This window comes from Bacillus sp. 0909A (genome assembly GCF_036765115.1).
Classification (GTDB): domain Bacteria; phylum Bacillota; class Bacilli; order Bacillales; family Bacillaceae; genus Bacillus; species Bacillus mojavensis.
In genome coordinates, this window is sequence record NZ_JBAIZU010000004.1 from 42169 (window position 1) to 65618 (window position 23450).

General features: G+C 46.2%; 20 protein-coding genes. 5 read left to right on the top strand and 15 right to left on the bottom strand.

Features of this window, described 5'->3' with window-relative positions; all coding sequences use genetic code 11:
- Positions 1 to 87: 87 nt before the first annotated feature.
- The 10 genes from V6D42_RS15125 to glvA form a co-directional block, all read right to left on the bottom strand.
- Positions 88 to 750 carry a response regulator transcription factor gene (locus V6D42_RS15125; protein ID WP_333513766.1) on the bottom strand — a complete coding sequence of 221 codons (663 nt, stop codon included), beginning with the start codon at positions 748 to 750 and terminating at the stop codon, positions 88 to 90.
- Positions 747 to 1949 carry a sensor histidine kinase gene (locus tag V6D42_RS15130; RefSeq protein ID WP_333513767.1) on the bottom strand — a complete coding sequence of 401 codons (1203 nt, stop codon included), beginning with the start codon at positions 1947 to 1949 and terminating at the stop codon, positions 747 to 749. The genes V6D42_RS15125 and V6D42_RS15130 overlap by 4 nt, the downstream gene beginning before the upstream one ends.
- A 316-nt stretch (positions 1950 to 2265) precedes the next feature.
- On the bottom strand, positions 2266 to 3123 hold the full coding sequence (locus V6D42_RS15135; RefSeq protein WP_333513768.1) for a VOC family protein: 858 nt from the start codon (positions 3121 to 3123) through the stop codon (positions 2266 to 2268).
- Between the two features lie 16 nt (positions 3124 to 3139).
- Positions 3140 to 3544: a DoxX family oxidoreductase CatD gene (gene catD, locus V6D42_RS15140; protein WP_333513769.1), complete on the bottom strand. Its 405-nt coding sequence runs from the start codon at positions 3542 to 3544 to the stop codon at positions 3140 to 3142.
- Between the two features lie 162 nt (positions 3545 to 3706).
- The gene (locus V6D42_RS15145) at positions 3707 to 5521 is read right to left on the bottom strand and encodes an ABC transporter ATP-binding protein (RefSeq protein ID WP_333513770.1); all 1815 of its coding nucleotides are present in this window, start codon (positions 5519 to 5521) and stop codon (positions 3707 to 3709) included.
- A complete protein-coding gene (locus tag V6D42_RS15150; protein WP_333513771.1) occupies positions 5515 to 7236 on the bottom strand; it encodes an ABC transporter ATP-binding protein in 1722 nt (573 codons plus the stop codon). The genes V6D42_RS15145 and V6D42_RS15150 overlap by 7 nt, the downstream gene beginning before the upstream one ends.
- Positions 7237 to 7809: 573 nt before the next feature.
- Entirely contained in the window at positions 7810 to 10140 is a 2331-nt protein-coding gene (locus V6D42_RS15155; RefSeq protein WP_333513772.1) for a peptidase G2 autoproteolytic cleavage domain-containing protein, read from the bottom strand.
- Positions 10141 to 10249: 109 nt separating this feature from the next.
- Complete coding sequence (gene malP, locus V6D42_RS15160; RefSeq protein ID WP_229148953.1) at positions 10250 to 11833, bottom strand: PTS maltose transporter subunit IIBC; 1584 nt, start codon at positions 11831 to 11833, stop codon at positions 10250 to 10252.
- Positions 11834 to 11847: 14 nt separating this feature from the next.
- Entirely contained in the window at positions 11848 to 12612 is a 765-nt protein-coding gene (locus V6D42_RS15165; RefSeq protein WP_333513773.1) for a MurR/RpiR family transcriptional regulator, read from the bottom strand.
- Positions 12613 to 12678: 66 nt separating this feature from the next.
- On the bottom strand, positions 12679 to 14028 hold the full coding sequence (glvA, locus tag V6D42_RS15170) for a maltose-6'-phosphate glucosidase (RefSeq protein ID WP_168747224.1): 1350 nt from the start codon (positions 14026 to 14028) through the stop codon (positions 12679 to 12681).
- A 334-nt stretch (positions 14029 to 14362) separates the two neighbouring features.
- Between glvA and V6D42_RS15175 the strand changes: the two genes are divergently transcribed.
- The 5 genes from V6D42_RS15175 to V6D42_RS15195 are packed head-to-tail and all read left to right on the top strand — an operon-like array spanning position 14363 to position 17624.
- On the top strand, positions 14363 to 14677 hold the full coding sequence (locus tag V6D42_RS15175) for a WXG100 family type VII secretion target (protein ID WP_333513774.1): 315 nt from the start codon (positions 14363 to 14365) through the stop codon (positions 14675 to 14677).
- A gap of 5 nt (positions 14678 to 14682) precedes the next feature.
- Positions 14683 to 15885 carry a hypothetical protein gene (locus V6D42_RS15180; protein WP_333513775.1) on the top strand — a complete coding sequence of 401 codons (1203 nt, stop codon included), beginning with the start codon at positions 14683 to 14685 and terminating at the stop codon, positions 15883 to 15885.
- A gap of 11 nt (positions 15886 to 15896) precedes the next feature.
- Positions 15897 to 16673, top strand: a complete 777-nt coding sequence (locus V6D42_RS15185) for a hypothetical protein (RefSeq protein WP_333513776.1) — start codon at positions 15897 to 15899, stop codon at positions 16671 to 16673.
- Between the two features lie 13 nt (positions 16674 to 16686).
- The gene (locus V6D42_RS15190; RefSeq protein ID WP_333513777.1) at positions 16687 to 17244 is read left to right on the top strand and encodes a YfjD family protein; all 558 of its coding nucleotides are present in this window, start codon (positions 16687 to 16689) and stop codon (positions 17242 to 17244) included.
- Positions 17245 to 17294: 50 nt separating this feature from the next.
- Complete coding sequence (locus V6D42_RS15195) at positions 17295 to 17624, top strand: YnfA family protein (RefSeq protein WP_081720824.1); 330 nt, start codon at positions 17295 to 17297, stop codon at positions 17622 to 17624.
- A gap of 37 nt (positions 17625 to 17661) precedes the next feature.
- On the opposite strand, the gene V6D42_RS15200 is transcribed toward V6D42_RS15195, so the two are convergent.
- The 5 genes from V6D42_RS15200 to acoB all read right to left on the bottom strand — a co-directional run bounded on the left by V6D42_RS15200 (position 17662) and on the right by acoB (position 23449).
- Complete coding sequence (locus V6D42_RS15200) at positions 17662 to 17841, bottom strand: small acid-soluble spore protein H (RefSeq protein ID WP_010333419.1); 180 nt, start codon at positions 17839 to 17841, stop codon at positions 17662 to 17664.
- Between the two features lie 52 nt (positions 17842 to 17893).
- Positions 17894 to 19711 carry a sigma-54-dependent Fis family transcriptional regulator gene (locus V6D42_RS15205; RefSeq protein WP_333513778.1) on the bottom strand — a complete coding sequence of 606 codons (1818 nt, stop codon included), beginning with the start codon at positions 19709 to 19711 and terminating at the stop codon, positions 17894 to 17896.
- 102 nt (positions 19712 to 19813) lie between these two features.
- Positions 19814 to 21190 (bottom strand): dihydrolipoyl dehydrogenase, encoded by a 1377-nt coding sequence (lpdA, locus tag V6D42_RS15210; protein WP_333513779.1) that lies wholly within the window; start codon positions 21188 to 21190, stop codon positions 19814 to 19816.
- Positions 21191 to 21210: 20 nt separating this feature from the next.
- Positions 21211 to 22407 carry a dihydrolipoamide acetyltransferase family protein gene (locus V6D42_RS15215; RefSeq protein ID WP_333513780.1) on the bottom strand — a complete coding sequence of 399 codons (1197 nt, stop codon included), beginning with the start codon at positions 22405 to 22407 and terminating at the stop codon, positions 21211 to 21213.
- A gap of 13 nt (positions 22408 to 22420) precedes the next feature.
- Positions 22421 to 23449 (bottom strand): acetoin:2,6-dichlorophenolindophenol oxidoreductase subunit beta, encoded by a 1029-nt coding sequence (gene acoB, locus V6D42_RS15220; RefSeq protein ID WP_333513781.1) that lies wholly within the window; start codon positions 23447 to 23449, stop codon positions 22421 to 22423.
- Position 23450: the final 1 nt, after the last annotated feature.

Here is a 23450-nt window from a genome sequence, read left to right on the forward strand (position 1 = left end):
ACATGTGGCGCCGGATAGAACATCAGGCATAAAAAAAAGGCCTGTGACAGGCCTTTTCAAGGTAACGCATATGCCAAACGTCATCTATCAAAAGACAGATACGCCATGTCTGACGGAATAAATGGCGGCTTGGGTTCTGTCTCTGACTGACAGTTTGCTGATAATGTTTGACACGTGATTTTTCACTGTGCCTTCTGTAATATACAGTTTTTCAGCAATTTCTTTATTGTTCAGCCCGTACCCGAGCTGAGCCAGCACTTCCATTTCGCGCTCGGTTAAGTCGTGCAGCTCCTTCGGTTTTTCTTTCTCTTCCGTTCCTTTCAGCTGTTTTTCCCGTTTCCATTCATTCAGCATTTGGGCTGTGAGTTCCGGCGGGAGCACCATTCCGCCTGATTGAACAGTCATGACCGCTTTCACAATTGTATCGGCTGACATGTCCTTTAACAGGTACCCGCTTGCCCCTTCTTCAAGCGCTTCGGCAATCAGCTCTGAATCTTTAAAGGTCGTCAGCATCAGCACCTTTACGCCCGTTAGCGAGCTGGTGATTAATTTTGTTCCTTCCACCCCGTTGGAAACCGGCATGCGGATGTCCATTAATACGATATCCGGTTTCAGGTCTTTCGCCTTTTCAAAGGCTTCCTGTCCGTTTCGCGCTGTGGCGATGACATCGAGTTCTTCTCGGAGCTGAAGCAGGGATGCCAGCCCTTCCCTGACGATATCCTGATCGTCGGTAATGATGATCTTAATCATGATAAACTCTCCTTTTGCTGCGCGGGCCCGAAGCTCCATTTTTTATTAGCCAGTGAAAATTCGGCGATTACAGTAAATCCTTGATCCGTTTCACTTTCAAAGCGGATCGATCCGCCGTGCTCCGCTGCCCGCTTTTTCATATTCAAAAGGCCAAAGCCGAGTGCCGCCTCGGGATTTCCTTTTCCGTCATCCCTCATAACAAGGCTGATGCTGTCCGTTGTGCAGGCAAGCTGGATTGAACAGGCTGTGGCGCCGCCGTGCCGTTTGGCATTTGTCAGCGCCTCCTGCACTGTTCTGATTACAGTCGGGTGCAGAGACAGCGGGACCAGCGCAGGGTCGCCGCTGACCGTCAGTTCGGATGTGACGCCCGCATTTTTGTAAAAGTCTTCTGTCAGCTGTTTCAGCGATTCAATGAATGAGGGATCGCTCTCCGTTTGCAGGGTGCGTACTGATAAGCGGATATCATCAAGCGCTTCACGGGCAAGCGTTTCACATACCCCGACTGTCTCTTCCGCTTTTCGGCTGTCTCTTTTTTGCCATTCACGCAGAAGCTGCAGCTGGACAAGAAGCGCCGTCATTTTGTGCCCTACTGTATCATGGATGTCCCGTGCCATTCTGTTCCGCTCGTAAATGGCGGTGAGTTCTTCGACCTGCTTCGCATATAAATGCAGTTCCTGGTGTGCTGCTGACAGCGCCCGATGCGAATCCGTCAGTTCCTGAAACTGCTGTTTTGCCGTTTCCTGCGTATCCAATAGCTTGCGGATTAATTTGCCGACGACTCCACAGAAGACAACGAATGTCATGCTAATACAATGATCCATTACATATTCATCGCCGAACATACGATATGTACGAATGAGCACAATCAGCCACATGATAAAACAAAAACAGAGCACAGACCATACTGTTTTTCGGTCAAACCCTTTCAAAAAAAAGGTAACAGCAACCGGGCTGAGCAATGTGATATATAAACCTGTACCCGGGAACATGAAACCGAACGAGAAGCCAACTGCAATATCAATCAAACAAAAAATAATGGCATATTTCTCTACTCTTAATAAGAGATGATTTGCTAAGAACACACCCGCACCGCCAGCGATGAACAAATACTCAAACCAACGGTCATCTTTTACAAGAAAAAAGTAAACCGAACAACTTACCATTAAGGTGAAAATCCTAGTAAATATAAGAGCCTTCACGCCCATCACCCCCGATACCAAATTCCCTTCTTATCATACCTGCCTCAGGTCACTTTTTACAGGAGTTTCTGGAAAATAAAAACCGCATATGAACTTTATGTCATATGCGGTGTCTTCCACTTATTTATTCGAATTCATTGCTCCCGAATAATAGGTCTGAAATAAAGCAGCATTTTGCTCTATTTAAAGCGCTTGAGCCCGTTACAAAATGGTTAGTTCCATGTCTAACGCCCCCTTACAAGTTGGTTCTCCCATCATAACAAGGCGGACAAAAATAAAAAATTCCCTTGCCGTTTTTTCGGCAAAGGGATTACAGTCAAATCACAAATGCAATATGGGCGCCGGAAACAGGATCTTTCACCCGGAAGCTGTTTTTCTTTTCTTCGATCGAATATCCGGCATGTTTGACTCGGTCTGCTACTCGATCCAGTTCCTCTTGATGAGGCAGGACAACCGTGTAATAGTCTAGTCCGCTGGCATTTGTCGGTTTAGGCGGCGCGTTTCTTCCCGCCCAGATGTTTAAGCCAATATGGTGGTGGTAGCCTCCGGCTGAAACGAAGAGAGCGGACATGCCCGCATAGTTTCCGACAATGTCAAAGCCAAGCACATCTGTGTAAAATGCTTTTGCTTCTTTCAGATCGCTGACATGCAGATGAATGTGCCCGATGACCGTACCGTTTGGAAGTGTTGTTTTCCGCTCTTCTCCGGCCTCTTCCAAAAGGCTCTCGATGTCGACAGCAGTTGTTGTCATGACATAGTTTCCTTCACGATCCCGCTGCCAAGTGCTTCGGGGGCGGTCAGCGTACATTTCAATTCCGTTTCCGTCAGGATCAGAGAGATAGAGCGCCTCGCTGACAGCATGGTCACCCTGACCGATGGCAATCCCTTTTTCAATCAAGCGGGCAAGTGCGATACCAAGTTCCTTTCTGTTGGGCAGCAGAATTGCAAAGTGATACAGGCCCGTTACCGTGCGTTCAGGCAAGACGACAGCGCTTGGATTTTCTTCAAGAATAAGAAGGGTGCGTATTCCGTCAGCCGTTAATTCAGCTCTGCGGTCCGTCTTTTTCAAGACTTGAAAGCCGATCACATTGCAGTAAAACTGAAGGGAACGCTCCAGACTGCGGATTGTGAGTTTGACATAGCCAATGGTTGTACCCTCATGAATGCTGGTCATGCTGTATACCTCTTTCTTATGCTGATACATTTTCGTTCTTTTTTGTTTTAAACACAAATGAGTCCAGCGCCAAGAAACGGCTTCCAGAAAGCGCCAGGTGGATTGATGTCAGAAGCAGAAGGTAATCAAATTCTGAGTTCCCCATGAATGGCGCTTTCAGCTTCACTGTAATAATGGCTCCAATCAGCGTAAGAGCAAACAGAACTCCTACAATACGTGTAGCCAATCCGAAAAAGACGAGCACTCCTCCAACGAGTTCAATCGCTGCGATGACATACGCCATAAAGCTTGGAAGCCCTATGCTGCCAAAAAATTGGATCGTGCCCTCCATTGCCTGAAACTTTGATAAACCGTGAACAAAAAAGATAATACCTGTGATGATTCTTAAAAGTAATGTGCCAATTTCAAATGATTTATTCATTTTTATCCTCCTTGATAAATGTTATCACTTACTTAATGTAAGCTAGTATATATACATAACTTGTTTACGTCAAGTAATTTTGTTACATTTTACGAAATTGAAATGAAAGTACTATAAATCTGTAACAAAAAAGACCTTTGTGCAGGACAAAGGTCTTTTTCATTATTGCTTAAATTGGCTTTCGTATAAGTCACTGTAAAATCCTTTTTGGCGTATCAGCTCATCATGGCTGCCTTTTTCAATCATTTCGCCGTCTTTTAACACAACAATCTGATCCGCTCTTTGAATGGTATTCAGCCTGTGGGCAATGATGACGCTCGTTCTCCCCTCCATTAAGCGGGCAAGCGCTTCTTGGATTTTCACTTCTGTTACGGTATCAATGTTGCTTGTCGCTTCATCCAAAATGAGCAGAACCGGATCGGCCAGCACGGCTCTTGCTATGGAGATCAATTGCTTCTGACCTTGACTGATGCCCGAGCCGTTTTGTGTCAGCACTGTATCATATCCTTTTGGCATCCGCGCAATAAAGCTGTGCGCATTCGCTGTTTTTGCTGCGGCCTCGACTTCCTGATCGGAGGCATCGAGCCTGCCGTAGCGGATATTTTCTCTGATCGTGCCTTGGAATAAGAACGAATCCTGAAGCACAAACCCCATGTTTTTTCTCAGGCTGGCCCTTGTCAGCTTTTTAATATCAATCCCGTCAATTAAAATGCTTCCCTCATCGGGCTCATAAAAACGGGCAAGGAGATTGGTTATAGTGGTTTTCCCCGCTCCCGTCGGGCCGACAAAGGCGATTGACTGCCCGGCCGGCACTGTAAATTGAAGGTGCTTCAGCGTCTGATTGTTTTCCTCGTAGCCGAAGGAAACATTTCGGAATTCGATGCTGCCTGTTTGTATCGGCTGATGCAGGGCATTCTTTTCATCCTCACGCTCCTCTTTTTCATCCAGTACGTCAAACACCCGTTCAGCGCCGGCAATAGCGGACAGCATCGTATTAAACTGATTGGCCAGATCATTTAAAGGGCGAGTGAACTGTCTTGAGTACTCGGCAAAGACAACGATGGTGCCGATGGATATCCAGCCTTTCAGCGCAAACAGTCCGCCGATTGCAGCAATAATTGTAAAGCTTAAATTGTTTAAAGAGTTCATCACTTTCGGGATAAAGCCGGAAATTGTCTGTGCCCAGAAGCCTGAAGTCTTGAGTGCGGCGTTTTTTTCCAGAAATTCAGCTGTAATCTGATCTTCCCGTGAATACGCTTTGATGACCTTTGCGCCTGAAATGCTTTCTTCAATATATCCGTTCAGCTCGCCGAGGTTTTTTTGCTGTTCTTTAAAGAGTTTCCCCGTACGGTTAGTGATCCATTTCAAACTCACCGCCATTACTGGAATGATCGTCAGCGTAATCACTGTCAGCAGCGGACTCATATACAGCATGACGGCAATCGTTCCGACGAAGGTAATGACGCTCGACAGAATTTGAATCACCGACGTATTTAAAGTAGAGCTGACATTTTCGATGTCATTGGTCACCCGGCTCATTAGCTCTCCATGCCGCTGTTTATCAAAAAACGGGATCGGCAGCTCATGCAGATGGGTGAACAGCTCGCTTCGCATTCTAAAGACTGTGCCTTGCGAAATCGTGATCATCCAATAGTTTTGAAACCAGAGTGACAAAGATTGAATGAGATATATGCCAAGCAGAATGAGCAGAACGGGAATAAGCCCGCTGACCGTCTGGCCGACGATGAAATGATCAATGGCCTTTCCGATCACAAAGGGGCCGAGGAGGCCGAATATCGCGCTGATTACGACCATCAGCATAACGAGTATGAGCAGCCCTTTTCGTTCTGCCAGGTATGACCAGATTCGTCTCAGGGTGCCTTTTGTATCCTTTGCCTTCGCTCTTTTTTTGGCGCGTTCTTTTTTATCGATTGGGATTTTGGGGTATTGGAAAGGCTTGCGGATGTCTTTCAGCACGACTCGCTCCCCTCCCTTCCGAATTGCGACTCGTAAATGCGCTTGTATAAATGTGATTCAGAAAGCAGCTCGCTGTGTGTGCCTTTTTCTATCAGCTCGCCATCCTCCAACAGCAAGATTTCATCAGCTTTCATGGCCGTTGTTATTTTTTGTGTAATGATTAAGGTTGTGCACTCATATGTGCTGATGGCCTCAAGCAGATTCGCTTCCGTTTGCAGGTCAAGCGCGCTTGTGCTGTCATCCAAAAGAAGGATGGATGGTTTTCTGATCAGCGCCCGTGCAATAGAAATCCGCTGCTTTTGGCCGCCGGACAAATTGACGCCTCTTTGTCCCAGGACGGTATCATATCCCTTTGGAAGCTTCATGATCGTTTCATGGATTTGCGCATGTTTGGCTGCTTCCATTATTTCATCAAGTGAAGCATGTTCTTTGCCCCAAGCTATATTTTCTTTGATTGTGCCTGAGAACAAGAGCACTTCCTGGGGTACAAATCCGATTTGCTTGCGAAGACCCTCCGCTGGAAAGTCATCAATTGGTTTTTCATCTATGTAGATGCTGCCCGAATCCGGCAGATAAAGCCGCGGAATGAGCTGAAAAAGCGTCGATTTCCCTGATCCCGTCGCCCCGAGAATCGCAATCGTTTCTTTCGGCTTTGCGGAAAATGAGACATGCCGCAGCGCTTCTCTGTCCATATCCGGATATCGGAAGGACACATCCTGAAAATCAATTCGGCCTGACAAGCGATCTGAGAGTAATCCTCCCTCCTGCTCGTCACCTTCTGTTTCAAGCACTTCGCCGATTCTGTCGCCTGAAGCTTTTGCCCTGGTAAAAATCATAATCAAAAACGGGAACATAGAAAGCGCACCCGTAATTCGTGTCGCATAGTTAATAACCGCGACAACATCGCCGACCTGAGAACCTCCGCTTGTAATGCTGTGAGCTCCCGCCCATAAAATAAAAAGAATGCAGAGGTTCATCAGCAGCATCAGCACAGGCATCGTAAATTCCACCAGTTGAAATGCGGAGACCGTTTTTTGCATCAGCATCGTGTTTGCTTTGATAAATCTCTTGACCTCATGGCTTCCTCGCAGCAGCGCTTTAATCAGCTTGATCGCAGTTAAATTTTCCTGCATGATCGTATTCACTTGATCCAGCCGTTTCTGCACAGACCTAAACAGCGCCCCGCCTTTTTTCAGTACCCAAAGCAAAAACAAAATCAGGATCGGAATCGTCACAAGAAGAAAAAAGCCGAGCTTCACGTTAACAGCGAGTGACAGCACAATGCCGCCCACAATCATTAACGGCGCACGCAGCATAAACCTCAGGCTCATAAAAATCAGGTTCTGCACCTGTGTTACATCGTTTGTGAGCCTTGTCATATAGGATGAGGACGAAAACTGTCCAAATGTTGAATAAGAGAAGGACTGAATCTTTTGAAAAAGCCCTTTTCTCGTATCGTAGGAAAAGCTTTGGCTGACATGGGCAGCGTAAAAGGAATTCAGCATACCCGCCGCAAATGATAAAATGGTCAGTCCGATCATGACCGCACCCCATATCCAAACGTGCTGCATGTCTTGCTTCAAAATCCCATCATCGATGATTTTTGCAATCAATAGAGGCTGTACCAGTTCAACCGCGAGTTCCGTCAGCATGAGAATCAGCGCAATTCCCACCAGAAGTGAGTATGGTTTTAAATATGATAAAGCCTTTGACATGTAAAAGCCTCCAAATCCTTTTAGCAATATGTACTTTTTATTTTAATTGTTTGCGGAGCTTGATGAAAGAATTTTACTTTTAGGATGTGTTATGAAAGTAAAGAAAAAACTCTGAATCTAATATCGATTTAGAGACTGTGTTTTAAAAGGAGTTCGTCTGAAAAGACAATGCAGCAAATAAGTGGAAAGTGAATTGAAAGGAAAACCCCTATTGTGGCTTAAGTACGAATGTTTTTAAGAGCAGAGCAATCGGGCTTTATACGCTCCGAAAAGAGGCTTCTCAGTGCCCATCGAGCCGAATGCAATAAGTGGCTGAACCTGCATTCATTAAAGGCATATCAGTAATTTTACTCTACAGAAGTTAAGATGCGGGATTGACTTAGGTCAATGAAAAGACACTAGAAAGATAAATTGAACTAAAGGAAAAATATAAAATAGAAATGTTAAAACGAAGACCTTTTTTGCGAGGAGTACTTCTCTGATAAAAAATGAGGTGATACATTTCTGAAATCTTATGTAAAACCCTAAATAGAGCGCAAAAAGCACCTCTATTTAGGATATGCACATTTTATATTACCTAATAAAAACTAAAGCCACTCCATATTCCTTGCTCTTGTCAAACTCTTTTATTACTCTCATGACCTGCCAATTTTGTTTAGGAGATTCAGTTTTTGTTGCAATTCCGTTATGCGCTTGAATAAAGTCACCAGCTTTTACTGTGCTGTCACATCTTACATAGACCTGTCCTACAAGCCCCACAACATTCCATTCATCCCTGTCTTCCCTAGAAGCATAGTTCTTATCCGGCTTATAATCAGGGTTTTCCCTAGGTGCCATGACGAGCTGGCCATTAGCACCTTTCTGTTTCTCATAAATATATCCGCCAAAATCATTCTTCAAGTATCTTCCTGACCAATGAAAGCTTGACTCACCAAGAATCACACCTGCTGTTTCAGAAATTACTCCAAGCATAATGTCACCTTTATTCGCAGGTCTAATCTTATCCCCTTCCAGAGTAACCAAGGTTCCTGTCGGAATTTTTTCACCGCTTAAACTCTCAAAATACTCTGCGTAATCGGTAAACGTTTGGGAACTCTTTATGCTTCCTGAAGCCTTAATCGTTCCATCTTTTGCATGAAGTTCAATCTTTCTGTTTGCTGAGGATGGTGTGCTCCCGCTTGCCCATCCCAGAGCAACTGAGTCTGAATTCGGATTGATCGTATTATATGAGGCGATCACTGAAGATTGGGCAGCGCCAGTTGCTCTTCCCCGAACTGATCCGGCTACAAAATTATTATTTCCAGTAGCATGAGATTCACGAGAACCAATAACCCCGCTTCCTTTATGTTTAAACAAAAAGTAAGGTGTCACGACTCCGCCAATTTCAAAGTCGGTTTCGTAGCCTGAAAAATCACAATTAGAAACATTGAGATCCGGATCAGTAGAATAAATACCAACAGTACCACTGTTATTTTTAGGCGATCTTTGCCCCCATACATTACTAACGACAGACTCGTACATACCGCTCCCGAAAACAACACCCTTTTCGGCTGAATCAATCAAAGTCACACCATCAATCATTACTTTGCCGACAGAATTGTCGCCACCTACAATATAAATATCATTATCAGCAGTCTTAAATCCTCGAATCGTTATATTCTTCAAATTGATTAGGCGCCCTTTATAATACACACTTACTACTGAATTTCCCTTATAGTTAATTGATAAATCATCGCATATAGCATGAAAATTCACCACGTTGACACCATCGTAGCCTGAAATTTGCAGAGCATTTGGTCCTGCCCCTTTATAAAGGTCATTTGGCTTAGGGTTATATGCGATACAGTTAGCCAGCTGAACATCATGAGCTGATGCTGATTGAGGATCACTTGCTGTGTGGTGTCCTATATGCCGAATGCAAAAACTAATCGCATTCTCATAGGCACGGCAGTTCACGAGCTGAACTCTTTTCGCAGCCGGAGCATAGTCATGAGCTTTAATTTCAAATCCTCGAACTCCTCCAATTGCAATGCAGCTATCAACCATCACATCCTGAGAGCCATCATCAATTTCAAAGCAGTTTGTATTTGAAGATCCATCATTTAACCCCATTGGATGATAGGATAGACAATGACTGAAAGTCGTATGCTTTCCAAAGTGGCATGTGAAATTGTCATCACCCGAGCCTGTTGCTTCGCAGTATGAAAAGGTTACAAAGTTGCAGCCACCAGGCTGATAAAAAGCAGGATCATCATTTTCTCCGTGTCTGTTATAATTTGGGCTTGTAGCATCGAATCCGTGAAGGCCCGCATTTTTTGCAAAAACATGCTCCACAAATGAGTAATCCACATTTGCAAAAAGCAAGCAGCTTGAAGTGGGGCCTTTAGGGATCTTCCACCCAGTAGGGCGCGTATCTTTATTCCAGTCCAGTGTTACATGTCCAATATAGATATTTTCATTACCATTTGTATGATCACTATTGGTAAGTACAGAGTGACCCACTGGTGTGTCGTCTAATAACTTGATGATGGTTCTTTTCTTACCTGCTCCAACCAGCATTGTATTCGAAGGAACAAGCAATCCAGATACCCTAAATACGCCTGCAGGAACTTTTATCAGATAACCGCCCTCGGCCATCGCATCCTGAAATGCTTGCGTATCATCCGTAACTCCGTCTCCTTTGGCTCCATAATCCATTACGTTTCGTTCTTCATGATGCTCAAATCTGTTTTCATACATTTTGAGTCTTTCATTTAAGTTTTCAAATGTTGTTGTTCCATCATAAAGCGCAGTCCCAATTTTACGATCGATTGTTTCAAAATTCTCAGCAAGCTTTGAATCAATCTCAATGCTTTCAGTTTTTTCAGGTTTGTAAAGACCTAAAAATGTTGTATAGTTCTCCATTTTTCTACCCCCTAATTTTCGATAAACATCCCTTACACCTATAGGTGGCAAACGTATGACAAACAAAAATGCGCTGTCTTAAAACAGCGCACTGATAAACCTTGACTATTCAACTTAGTAATTTTTCCACACGCTCCCGCATCTGCGGCACACTCAATCCGATAATCACCTGAAACGCTTTCCCGTTTCTGACGACGCCGTGTGCGCCAAGCGCGCGGAAGACGCTGTCGGGTTCGACCTTTTTTTCATCCTTGACACTGACTCTGAGGCGGGTGGCGCAGTTTGTGACCTCGGTGATGTTGTCTTTTCCGCCTAACGCTTCGATGTACAATGCAGCGGTTTCATCTGCCGTTTCCGCAGCGGAGGCTGTTTCGTCCTTTTTGTTTTTTCTTTCTCTGTATTCCTGTTTTGAATACAGCTTTGTTTCCTGCTGATCGTCAATTTCCCGTCCCGGTGTGGCAATATTGAATTTAAGGATCAGAAATCGGAAGACGAAAAAATAAATAGCAGTAAATGAGAGTCCAATCAGAACTTGATACACATACGTCATACCGTGGCTGCCAAAGAGCGGAATCCAGTTCAGGGTAACCGCCTCGATTAACCCGCCCCCCATGTTTCCGACAACACCGGCCATATACATGACCGTCGACATTGTCGCGGCGAGTACGGCATGAACCGCAAATAGGAAAGGAGAGATGAATAAGAAAGTAAACTCAATCGGCTCTGTAATGCCGGCAACGATCGCCGTGAGTGTGACAGGAATCAGCAGGCCGGCGACGAGTTTTTTCTTTTCCTTTTTGGCTGTGACATAAAACGCGAGCGCAATCCCCGGAATGCCGAAGATTTTCGAATTGCCGTGAAGCGCGAATCCGCCTTGCGGGAACAGCTCCTTCAGCGGTTTGGCGCTTTGTGAATACTCACCGAGGTGCTGCGCCCAATACGTGACGATCCCGCCTTCCGCCACAGCCGGGCCGTAGATGAACGGCGTGTAAATAAAATGATGAAGACCGGTCGGAATCAAAATCCGTTCCAGAAACGTGTAAACCCATACACCTGCTGCCCCCGAGGCAACAAGAAAGCTTTGAAGCGAGCCGATTCCCGTTTGGACCATCGGCCAGATAAAAGACACGGCCAGGGCGACCGGAATCATAATAAAGAAGGAAATCATGACGATGTACGTGGAGCCTTGAAAGATGCCGAGAAAATCAGGCAGTTTTTTATCAAAATAGCGGTTATGCAAAAATACAACAATGGAAGAAATAAAGATTGCCCCAATAATGTTGGTATCAAGCGTTTTAATGCCGGCAATCATCGTTAATCCGCTCGTTCCGCCGACCTCTTGGTTCATGTCGACGCCGAATGCTCCTCCCCATACTGTCAGGATCGAGCTGACAAAGTAGTTGAACGTCAAGTAAACCGTAAGCGCTTCCAAACAAGCGCGCGCCTGAGCTTTTTTCGCCAAAGCGACTGGAATGCCGATGGCGAATAAGAGCGGCATTTGATTAAATACGGTCCAGCCGCCCTGCTCAATAATATACCAGCACTGATACCAAAACCCGTCAGGATCAGCGAGCGGCCCCATTAGGGTTTCGTTTTTGAAAAGCGTGCTGACACCTACGATAATGCCGGCGAACGCGAATAATAGAACAGGCACAAACATCGCGCTTCCAAAGCGCTGGACTTTTTGCATCATACCAAAACCCCCTGCTACTCAATGTCGTTTTTTTCAGCTTCTTTGTAATCAACATATGCGCGGAACAATGCTTCGCCAACGAGAAAAAACGGCGCAAAAGCGACAATTTCTTTTTTATCGCTCAATGTCACGGCCTTGCTTGTCGCATAAAGATTATGCGGTGTCAGTTGGGCGAGGACATTGTTTTTCAGATTCGTTATGGAAATAAAAGGAACACCCTTTGTGGAAAGCATTCTTGCCTGCGGGATCAGCTCAGGTGTTTCTCCGGACAGCGAAATGATGATAAACAGGTCATTCACCTTAAAATCATCCTGCATCTGGTCAAATTCATTTCTGCCCTCAATTAAAATCAGATACTTATTGAGAGGGATAAACATTCTTTGCAGATCATGGGCGCATATCTTTTGCGCCGTTCCGGACCCGTACACGAAAATGCGGTCCGCTTCATCAATCAGCTGGCACATGTCCGTCATGTCCTTTGTCCTTAAAAATTTCAGGTTTGCTTCAATGTCATCTAGCAGCTTTTGAAAACTCATACTCTCGCCTTCTTCCGGCTGATCTTCCCACTTCAAAAAAACGCGAAATTCACTGTAGCCGCTGAAACCAAGCTTTTGGGCAAGACGCAAAATCGAGGAACGCGATACACTGCACGCTTTCGCAAGGGCATCGATTCCAAGACGGTAGCACGTGTTCTTGTGGTTCAATATATATTTCAAAATATGAAAATCATTGTCATTTAATTTGCTGTAATGCTGATTAATTAGTTCTTCGAGCTGCAAATCAGATCCCCCCCATTTTCTTTCTATTATATACAATATAGATTTCGAAAATGGGGGATTTTTCATTTAGGAGATGCGGCTAGGGCTTTGATCAAGCTCCGGCCAGAAATCTTTATTGGCTTCCATTAAATCTTCGAGAATGAGCCTTGCCACACGGGCGTTCGGCACTGTTTTTGAGAGAATGAGCGCCTGCCATAGTTTTTGGAAGGATTTTTCCGTCCACGCCTCAACTGTCAATTTCTCAACTGATACCTGCTGCTCCATCAGTCCTTTTTGGAACTGCGGAATGTTTCCGACTGTGATCGGTTCAGGCCCGTTTGAGCCGACGATACACGGCACCTCTACCATCGCTGTCGGGTCAAAGTTTGCGATTGCGCCGTTATTTTCAACGATTAAAAGCATTCTTTCGCCTGTATTGTAGGCAATGGCGCGGGCCAGATCGACGATATATGACGCGTGATCGTCTATTTTGATGTCGCTGTTTTTAGAGGACTGCTCGCGTGCAATCATATCGCATTGGCTGAAAATAAAGGCTTCGCGTCCTTCCATGACTTCGTTTGCCCGCGTATGGTTCGGATTTGATTTTTTCACCATGTCATCCGGGAACAGATAATACTGTAAATACGTATTCGGCAATGTGTCAGGATCGGCTGCCTGCACGTCACGCGCTTTTGCAAACGTGTCATTCCAGCTCGCCTCCACCGCTTCGGACTCTGCGTTCGGAATATACCCGTACTGAGACACATGTTCCTTCAGCTTCGGCATTAAATCATTGCCCTCTTGATCCTGAATGGATGTCCACCAGCCGAAATGATTTAACCCGTAATACCGGACCTTCATTTCTTTTCTTGAGGACAGGCCGAGAATTTGCGCCATACGGTCTTCGATACCGACCGGCATATCACAGATGTTGAGGATTTTTGAGTTCGGTCTGAGGCGTCTCGTTGCTTCCGCCACAATCGCCGCCGGGTTGGAGTAATTCAGCATCCACGCATCTGGCGAGTATGTTTCCATGTAATCTAATATTTCAAGCACGCCGCCAATTGAACGCATACCGTATGCGATACCGCCCGGCCCGCACGTCTCCTGGCCCACAACCCCGTACTTCAGCGGAATTTGCTCATCAAGCGCACGCATCGCGTATTTCCCTACCCTGATGTGTGCCATGACAAAATCAACGTCTGTAAAAGCTTCTTCCGGGTCAGTCGTCGCTGTAAATTCAATTTCCGGTGCTTTTTCTCTGATAAAAACGTCACAGGCTCCCGCAATCCGCTCCTGTCTTTCCTTATCATTGTCATACAGCTTCAGCTTTCTGATCGGAAACTCCTCCAAATGGTCCAAGAGCATCAGAACAATCCCGGGAGTAAATGTGCTCCCTCCGCCCGCTATTACGATTGAGAATGATTTTTTCTTCATATGACGACCTCCTTGATAACGTTTACATTTTATTTATACCATGTGACAGCTTGTCTCGTAATGCTTTTGGCGCACTTAGGTCATTTGATCAGTTTTAGTTTTTTTTCCCATAGGGCGGGAAATTTCTCAATTGCCTATCATGTAAGAAATTTGATTTTTTTACCTTTTTTGCACTCTCAAAGTCTCATCATCTGTGAAATTTGAGTGAATATACGCTCTTCCAGTTCTTATGAAAAGGTTCTTTTGTACGATTCGGATACATGCCGAATTATTTATAATCATTTATATAAAACATCCATTTGTGCTTTAATTTAGGAAAGGCAGGGGACAAAAGTTGGACTCACATAAAGTCATCGAGCTTGCAAATCAGTACAGTGCAGCCGCTGAAGAGGTCAGAAGCTCAAAAATGCTCCTTGACTCCCGGTTATCTGCATTGGGCGATGCGTGGCAGGGAAAAGCAAGAAACACATTTGACCAGGATTTCGAGGAAACAAAAGCTGCCTACGACCAGTTCGAACAGGAGCTGCTTGAAACAAGCCAGGAACTTAAGGCAGCTGCCGTAAAAATAGAAGAACGAAAAGCTGAGATTGCCAGAATGGAAGAATTAGAAAGAAAAGCAAGAGAGGAAAGACATAAACTCGAGAGGTGAATAGCGTGTCAGGAAACATTGCAGTTGATCCGGATAAGCTTGAACAGCTGGCAAATGATGTGGTCACAGAATTAACTGATATGGAAAACAAATATAAGGATTTGCATGTGGAGCTTGGACAACTGATTTTACAATGCGATCCCCGCTACAGCAGCTGTTTTTCGGGGGTCGGGGATGCTTGGAGCTCAGGAAAAGCGCTCGTCACCAAACTGAGTGACAATGAGATATTCATCAGAAAAACGAGCGACAAATTTGTTGAGCAAGACAATATTTTACGAAAGCTTTATAACGCTTATGACAAATACGGAACAATGACAAGCTTAACCGCACTTATGCTGACCCAGGGAAAATACTACGGATTAGGGCTTACAAAGTTTGTGAAACAGCCAAGCGGTTTACATACTGCACGCCATTCAAACATTCTATTGGACATTTCCAGAGCAGTAGACAGCTCCCGTTATCAAAAAGCAGCCAGAGTGCTTTTGAACCCAAAATATCTGTTTAAAAAGACAAACCGACCGTTTTCTGATCTGGTACATAAAAAGTTTACAAAGTACTTTCCGCAGGACACAGTGGATTTTTCAAACAGCGTAAGAAGCTATACAAGAGGATTTGTTAATGGAGCCGGCGTACGCTCAACGCTGAAGGATGTCGGAAAAACAGGCTTGAAATTCGCAAAAGGAAATGCCATTACAGCGACACTCATAACCGGAGCGACAGAAACGTTTGGAGCAGGCTTAAAGATCGCAGAAAACTACTCGAAATACGAAGACAAACCCGAAGTGCTCAAAAGGGAAAATGCAAAAGCTGTTGGCAATGCAGTGAATAACACGATTTTTATCGCCGGCGGGGCAACAGCAGGCGCAGTCGTCGGCGGTGCCCTCGGAAGTGTGTTAGGCCCTGTTGGCACAGTCATCGGCGGTACGATTGGTTCCGCTGTAGGCGGTTTGGTTGGGGAGAAAATTGCCAAATTCACATCAGGTTTCGCTGAGAAAGCAGCCATAAAGCTAAAAGAACCGATTCATGCTGTCGTTGATACAGCCAAGCAAGGCTTGGAAGCTGCCGGCAAGGTCGTAGAATCAGTGAATGACGGCATAGATGCAGCCAATAAAACAATTCATAAAGGAATGGCCAAAGCAAAGAAAACGGCGGACTCGCTTATACACGGCGCAACCCATTTCCTTAAAGGCAAACTTTCATTCGGATAGGAGAATAAATCATGAATCAGTTTACGATCAGCTTAGAAGAGCTCATATTTTGTTTTTACAGCGAAGGCTTTTTTGAACAGGGCATGTCACTGAAACAAGCCTACTTCCCTGACATTGAAGATGAGCAGCTCGGTTTTTTATTTGAAGCAGCCTGCCGTTCGCTTTTGGCGAAGGATGCTGTTGAATACCGGAATCATCAATACAGGTTAAAAGACGAGTACTGCCCGTTTATCCACGTATTAAATGACGCGGACTATACAGTAAAGCTTTCCAAGTTTGACGAACAAGGCAGTGAACGGAATGTTTCCTGCCACGTTTCTAAATTTGGCACCTACTCCCATGAACTTCTTTTTGATGAGCAAGTACATAGCATAAAAAAAATAGAATCAAGTGACGGATTGCTTACAAAAACAGCTGAGTTTTTCAATATAATAGATACCGGGGATAAAAGCGAATCTATCCTGACTTTGACATCAAATGAATTTGAAATACTTCTGGAAGGTGCTTCCGAGACTCCCTCCTATCTGAAGGAAATCCTTGAAAAGCACGACTATCAGGAGGACATTACCCGGTTTATAAATGATTTGGCATTGCGTAAAGGAAAGCTGGATACACTGATGCGCCTGTCTTACGATAAAGATAACGCGCCGGAAGTGGATGACATGGCTTTTATCCTGCCCGGCACCCGCCATACTTGGCTTGTTACGGGTATCACGCAAAATGAATTTTCTGTCATAACAGCAAGTGTAGATATAATAAAAGATATGCTTTTTGTTAAAGAGCGATAAAGGAGAAAAACAATTGAAGAACAATGAAGTCATTCAAGTGAAAAGCAGAATGTTTTTCAGAATCTGGCTGTTTCTCGCAACTGGAGGCGCTGTGATTGCAGGCGTATGGCTGGTGTCAGAAGCCATTACGTTCGAATCCAAATACGCTCTGCTTTATTTAGGAGGCGGATTGATGGCCATTGTCTATGGCTTGATCACATTTTCTTTGGTTTTACCAGCGTTCACAAGCCGAGGAAATGTTATTTTTCGCATCAAACAAGGGCCTGATGGAAAGATTTTCACAAAAAAACGCAGCGTGCCTTTTACTGAAATCAAGCGCATTTATATGGGGCGCCATCAATACAGTTTGAAAGGGATTTTCTTTGAGGATATTATCATTGAGAAGAATGACGGCAAGATCGTTCGCATTCCGACTTGGAACATCATAGCTAATCCATTATTTTTCGAAGCGGTTGAACGCTATATGCTGCCCCATATGACGGAAGAGGCGAAAAACAATTGGATCAGCCAATTTACGGAGATTCAGCGCAGTGTGTATTTGAAGGAATTTGAAGAGAATCCGAAGCTTTAACGCGTCTCTCTCCTTTATAATGAAATACAACTGCAGTTTGAGGGGTGCGCGTGATGCTGATGACCATTCTTTTATTTCTAGCGGCGGGACTTGCTGAAATTGGCGGGGGCTATTTGATTTGGCTGTGGCTGAGAGAAGCGAAGCCCGTCGGGTACGGGGTAGCCGGGGCGCTGATATTGATTGTGTACGGCATTCTCCCGACGTTTCAATCCTTCCCTTCCTTCGGCCGTGTATACGCCGCTTATGGAGGGGTGTTCATCGTACTAGCTGTCTTTTGGGGGTGGCTTGTCGATCGGAAAACTCCAGATCTGTATGACTGGATCGGCGCACTGATTTGTCTGATTGGCGTTTGTGTGATCCTATTTGCGCCGCGAGCATAACAAAAATGGCCTGCTTATGAAAGCGGGCCATTTTTGTTTAATCTTCTTTTAAGTTGTTCAGCAGCACTTCATGCTCCTGCTGCGGTTCATCCAGCGGATAAATTCTTGCTGTTCCGGTTTCTTCATTCACATGCTGAATGTAAATGGGCACTCCGTTATAAGTTACTTTCTTCATATCCGGTGATTCCACGATTTCTTTTGCTCTCTGTATATTCATCTCAACACCCTCCTTCACACATAACGTTTCCACTTCTTGAAAGAAGTATGCTTTATGATCCAGCGGTCATATTAAATTTTTTCAATCGTTTGTAGAAAGTGCTGCGCGGAATGCCGCTGATTTTTGCGGCTTGGGAGACGTTTCCTTTTGTTGTTTCAAGCGCATTGATGAGGATATCTTTTTGAATTTGCTCTCGGAGGTTCAGCGCCTTTGTTTCAGCCCGCTCTTCTTTTACGGGGTTGATCGGCAAGCCCGACGCTTCGAGCAATAAGGAAAGCGGCTCGTCACTCAGCCGTCCGTCCGGAAATCTGATGGAAAGGCGTTCAAAAACATTAAACAGCTCGCGGATATTCCCCGGCCATTTCCATTGCATCAGCACGTCCAAAAAGCCTGGCGGAAGTTCTCCCGGCCATCCATTTTTCTGTGTGTAGTACGCAAAGAGGTCCTCAATATCTTCAAGACGGTTCCGCAGAGGAGGAAGCTGAATCGGGTAGACATGAAGGCGGTAAAACAGGTCCTCTCTGATTTTTCCGTTTTCTGCGAGTTCGCGCAAATCACAATGTGTGGCAGCAATCACTCTGATATCAACTGGAATTTCCTTTGTCCCGCCAATCGGTGTAATCTTGCGTTCCTGAAGCACCCGTAAAAGCGCTACCTGCATCGAGTGGGAAATTTCTCCGATTTCATCTAGAAATAAGGTGCCATGATTCGCTTTTTGGAAGGCGCCTTTGTAGCCATTTCGTTTCGCTCCCGTAAAAGCGCCTTCTGCATAGCCGAACAGCTCGCTTTCGATTAAATCCGACGGGATCGCTCCGCAATTCACAGCTACAAACGGCCCGTGCTTACGGTCGCTGTTTTCATGAAGCGCGCGGGCCGCGACTTCCTTCCCCGTGCCAGTTTCACCCGACAGACAAACTGTCGCATCTGCCGCGGCCGCTCGTTCGAGGCTTTTGAGCATGGCTTGCGATTGCCTGCTTTGTCCAAGGACTCCATTAAATCGAAAGGCCGGTTTTTTCTTTTGTTCCGATAAATAAAAACAAGTGCCGCTGTCCCCCATAGTGACCGCTTTTTCGATCGTAAAACCCCTTTCCTTCAACTCATAAAGATGCCGGCCTTGCCAATCCGGTATTGACGTTTGTATCGGTAGGCTTGCGCCGATGATGTGCTGTTTGGCATTGCAAAGCACGATCGGCACACGGGACGATGCCCTATCGGCAAAGCGGCTGAGCAGTTCAAGCTCTTTCTCCCTGCTTTTGGCTGCCAATTCTCGTTCCGCGGCATAAGCAATCGCCGTGGCAATGCCTAGCATATTTGGGTATGTGTGCGCTGCCGGGCAAGAGATATCAATCACCCCCGCAAGACTGCCGTCCTCATAATGAATCGGTGCTGCTGAGCAATTCCAGTGATGGGAGGCGACAGAATAATGCTCTGAACCTTGAATGACAACCGGCTCGCTAATGTGAAGCGCCGTTCCGATTGCATTTGTGCCAACCGCCGTTTCCGTCCAGCACGCGCCTTCGATAAAGTTAATGCGTTTGGCTTCATGGAGCGCTCGGCGATGGCCGTCAAGCGCCAGCACCACGCCGTCCGCATCAATTAATAGCGCCATCATTTCCATTTCTTTTATTGCAGGCAGCAGTTTTTCCAGGTAAGGCATTGCGGTCGACAGAAAGAATGAATGTTTGTTTGACTGCTGATCCAGCTCCGTTTGCTGCAAAACCTTCGGGCCTTTTTCCAAATAGGGGTTAACCTCAGCCTTTCTGCAGCGATGCCAGGACTCGGCTATCCTTTTTCTTATTCGGGCTTCGTCCAGCACGCCGTCCTTCACAAAACGTCTCCAGGTTTGCAAATCGTTCGGGATCGAATTCATTCCTTGATCGTTCCTCCCTTACACGCCGTTTTCATCTATTGTAGGGGAAAAGTGAAGCGCTTTCAACAATAAAAAAGCCGGCGCATTCGCCAGCTTTTCTTGTTATGCATGCACCGCAAGCCCAATTGTGCTTAACAATGCTTCGTGCAGCGTTTCCGAGAGTGTCGGATGAGCCGCGATAAAATGCTCTGCCATATCCGCTGTCATTTCACCGTTCATGATGGCAGCCGCCTGGCCGATGAGCTCGGTCACATCCGGTCCGATCATTGAGACTCCGACGATTTCACTGAACTCCGGCTCAACCACGATTTTGACCTTTCCTTCTGCTTGGTGTTTGATGAGCGCTTTCCCGTTTGCGGAAAAAGGAAATTCACCAATCTGTACATCTCCGTAAACGTGTCTCGCCTGTTTTTCTGTCAATCCGATACAAGCAATTTCTGGGGATGTATAAATACATCGGGGCACATTTTTTTCGTTCATTTTGACGTCCCGTCCCGAAGCGTGTGAAGCTGCGATGATCCCTTCATGGAAAGCGGCATGAGCCAGCTGAATGCCACCGATCGCGTCCCCGCATGCGTAGATATGAGGCACATTGGTCTGCATCTGCTCATTTACGAGAATACCTTTTTTGGAAAAATCAATTCCCGCCTGCTCAAGCTGTAATCCATCCAGACGAGGTTTTCTTCCAATCGCCACTAGTACATAATCGGCCTTCGTCTTAAACTCACGCTGCCCGCTTTTCCATATCGCCGTTTTGGCTGCTGGATCAACACGCTCTAACCGGGAGGAGGTATGAACTTCAACTCCGTCTTCCTCAAGCTTTTCCTGAAAGTGACGGGCGATATCCTCATCCTCTGCCGGAATCAGCTGGCCGGCTGTTTCAATGATCGTCACCTTCGTTCCAAGTCTGGCGAACAATCCGGCATACTCGCAGCCGATCACACCGCCTCCGACAATCACAAGCGAAGCGGGAATGTCTGAAAGGGCGAGTGCGTCTTTGCTGTCAATCACCCATTCGCCGTCAAACGGGGCAAAGGGCAGCTCGATCGGCTCTGATCCGGTTGCAATCAATATTTGTTCCGCCTCTCTGATTTCTTTTCCGTTCTCCCCTTTGATCAAGAGCTTCTTGTCAGAAAGAAAGGAAGCCTCTCCCTTTACGACCTGTATTTGATTTTTCTTCATTAAGTACTGTACGCCTTGGACAAGCTGGCTGACAACCTGCTGTTTCCTGCTCTGCATCTTGTTCCAATCAACCGAGATTGCACCAGGCGGAAGTTCAATTCCAAAGCGCCCGGCATGTTTGATTTTATCAAGTACGTTTGCGCTTTCTAACAAAGACTTCGTCGGAATGCAGCCTTCATTCAGACAGGTTCCTCCAAGTGAGCCTTTGTCAATGAGCAGCACCTTTTTCCCCTGCTGTGCCGCTGAGACTGCAGCGGCATAGCCTGCTGGTCCCCCTCCGATAATGGCTAGTGTCATGTCGTTTTCACCTGCTTTTCCTATAAAATTAATGCTGCCGGTTCTTCCAAATATGTTTTAATCGCCTTCAGAAAGGCAGCGGCCGGAGCGCCGTCACAGACTCTGTGATCAAATGTCAGGCTGAGCGGCAGGATCGTGCTTCTGACAATTTCCTCTCCTAGATACACCGGCGTGTCATAGCTTGCTCCGATGCCGAGTATGCCTGTTTCCGGCGGATTTAATATCGGCGTGAAATGCTCCACTCCAAAAGCGCCAAGGTTTGTAATGGAGAAGGTTGAGCCTTGCAGTTCTTCGCTTCCCGCCCGTCCCTCGCGTGCTTTTTTAGCATTTTCCGAAATGGATTGAGCCAGTTCAATCAGCGATTTCTTTTCAGCATGGCGGATCACAGGGACAACCAACCCTTTTTCAAGAGCAACAGCCATTCCAAGATGAACATGAGGATGTGTGATAATGCGCTCATTTTTGTAGAAGCTGTTCAGCATAGGATGTGATTGGAGAGCGAGCACCGCAGCTCTTGAGACAAAATGAGTCATCGTTAATTTCGTGCCGTGCCGTTCCTCTGCTGTCGGCGAAAGCTGTTTTTGAAGCGCTGCCAGCTTAGTGATATCAGCCTTCATTGTAATCGTCAGCTGGGCGCTGTTTGCCAAGCTTTCCTGCATTCTGGACGCGATCACTTTTCTCATGCCTGTAACCGGCGTTTCCTGCGCCTTTTGGTCGGAAACTGGCTCAGCCTGTTCTCTTTTTTGTTCAGAAAGCGCCTTTGTGACATCATCTTTCACGATTCGTCCGCCCGGTCCCGTGCCCTTCAGATTTTTCAGGTCTAACCCTGCTTTTTCCGCTATTTTTCTGGCGACTGGAGAGATTTTCAGTCTATCTTTTTTAGTGTTTGCGGGTTTGTTTTCATGTTTAGGAGGCTGGGGATCTGCTTGCCTGCTTGCTTCAGCGGCTGGCTCTTCCGTTTCTTCCTGCACCGATTCATCGGCATCCCCGATGTAGCAGATGGCCGTACCGGGCGGAACCTCTTCCCCTTCTTTCACCTTGATATCAATGAGCGTGCCCTTTTCTGGCGCCTCAATTTCCATTTCAATTTTCTCCGACTGAATGCTGGCAATGCTTTCTCCTTTTTCAACCGGATCTCCCACTTTTTTGTTCCAAATTGATACTTCTCCTTGTTTCATGGCCATTCCCAACTTTGGCATCACTACTTTGACCGCCATATGTGTCCCCCCTTTAATTCACTGCCGGCTCGCCAAGCAATTCAAGCGTGACGCTGACGATTTTATCTGGTGTCGGCAAATATTGATCTTCAAGCACTGGCGAAAACGGCACAGGTGTGTGCGGCGCTGTAATCCGCTTAATCGGCGCATCTAGCAGATCAAAGCCTTTGTCAGCTACAATCGCTGCAATATCTGTCGCTATGCTGCATCGCGGGTTGGCTTCGTCAACGATGATCAGCCGGTTTGTTTTTTCTAACGATGTGAAAATCGCGTCCTCATCCAGAGGAGACAGACTACGGGGATCGATTACCTCGGCTTCGATGCCTTTTTCTGATAATTGTGCTGCCGCTTCGAGTGCGGTATTGACCTGCTTGCCGATCGCAAACAGCGTGATGTCGCTGCCCTCGCGTTTGATGTCCGCTTTTCCAAGCGGGATTGTATAATACTCTTCCGGCACTTCGCCTTTCATGTTGTAGGACGTTTTGTCTTCAAAGAAGAACACCGGATCGTTGTCTTCGATTGCCGCAAGCAGCAGGCCTTTGGCGTCATACGGATTCGATGGAACAACCGTCTTCAGCCCCGGAATGCTTGTGAAAAGGCCGTACAGCGCCTGGGAGTGCTGTGCCGCAGCCCGGAAACCCGCTCCGTATGTGGTACGGACGGTAATTGGCACTTGCGCTTTTCCGCCGAACATATAGCGGAATTTTGCCCCTTGGTTGATGACCTGGTCAAAGCACGTGCCGATGAAGTCGTTAAACATCAGCTCCGCAATCGGTCTCAGCCCTGTTGATGCCGCAGCCATAGCGGCGCCCATATAGCCCGCTTCAGATATAGGCGTATCCAGTACCCTGCTCCGTCCAAATTCCTGAACGAGCCCTTTGGTGACGCCTAATACGCCGCCCCATGCTTCATCGTCCTGCAAATGATCGACTGCCGCTCCTCCGGCTACATCCTCACCGATCAACAGCACATTTTCGTCCCTTCTCATCGCAAGTTTCATCGCCTCGTTGATCGCGTCTGACATGCTTATGACTCTTGCCATC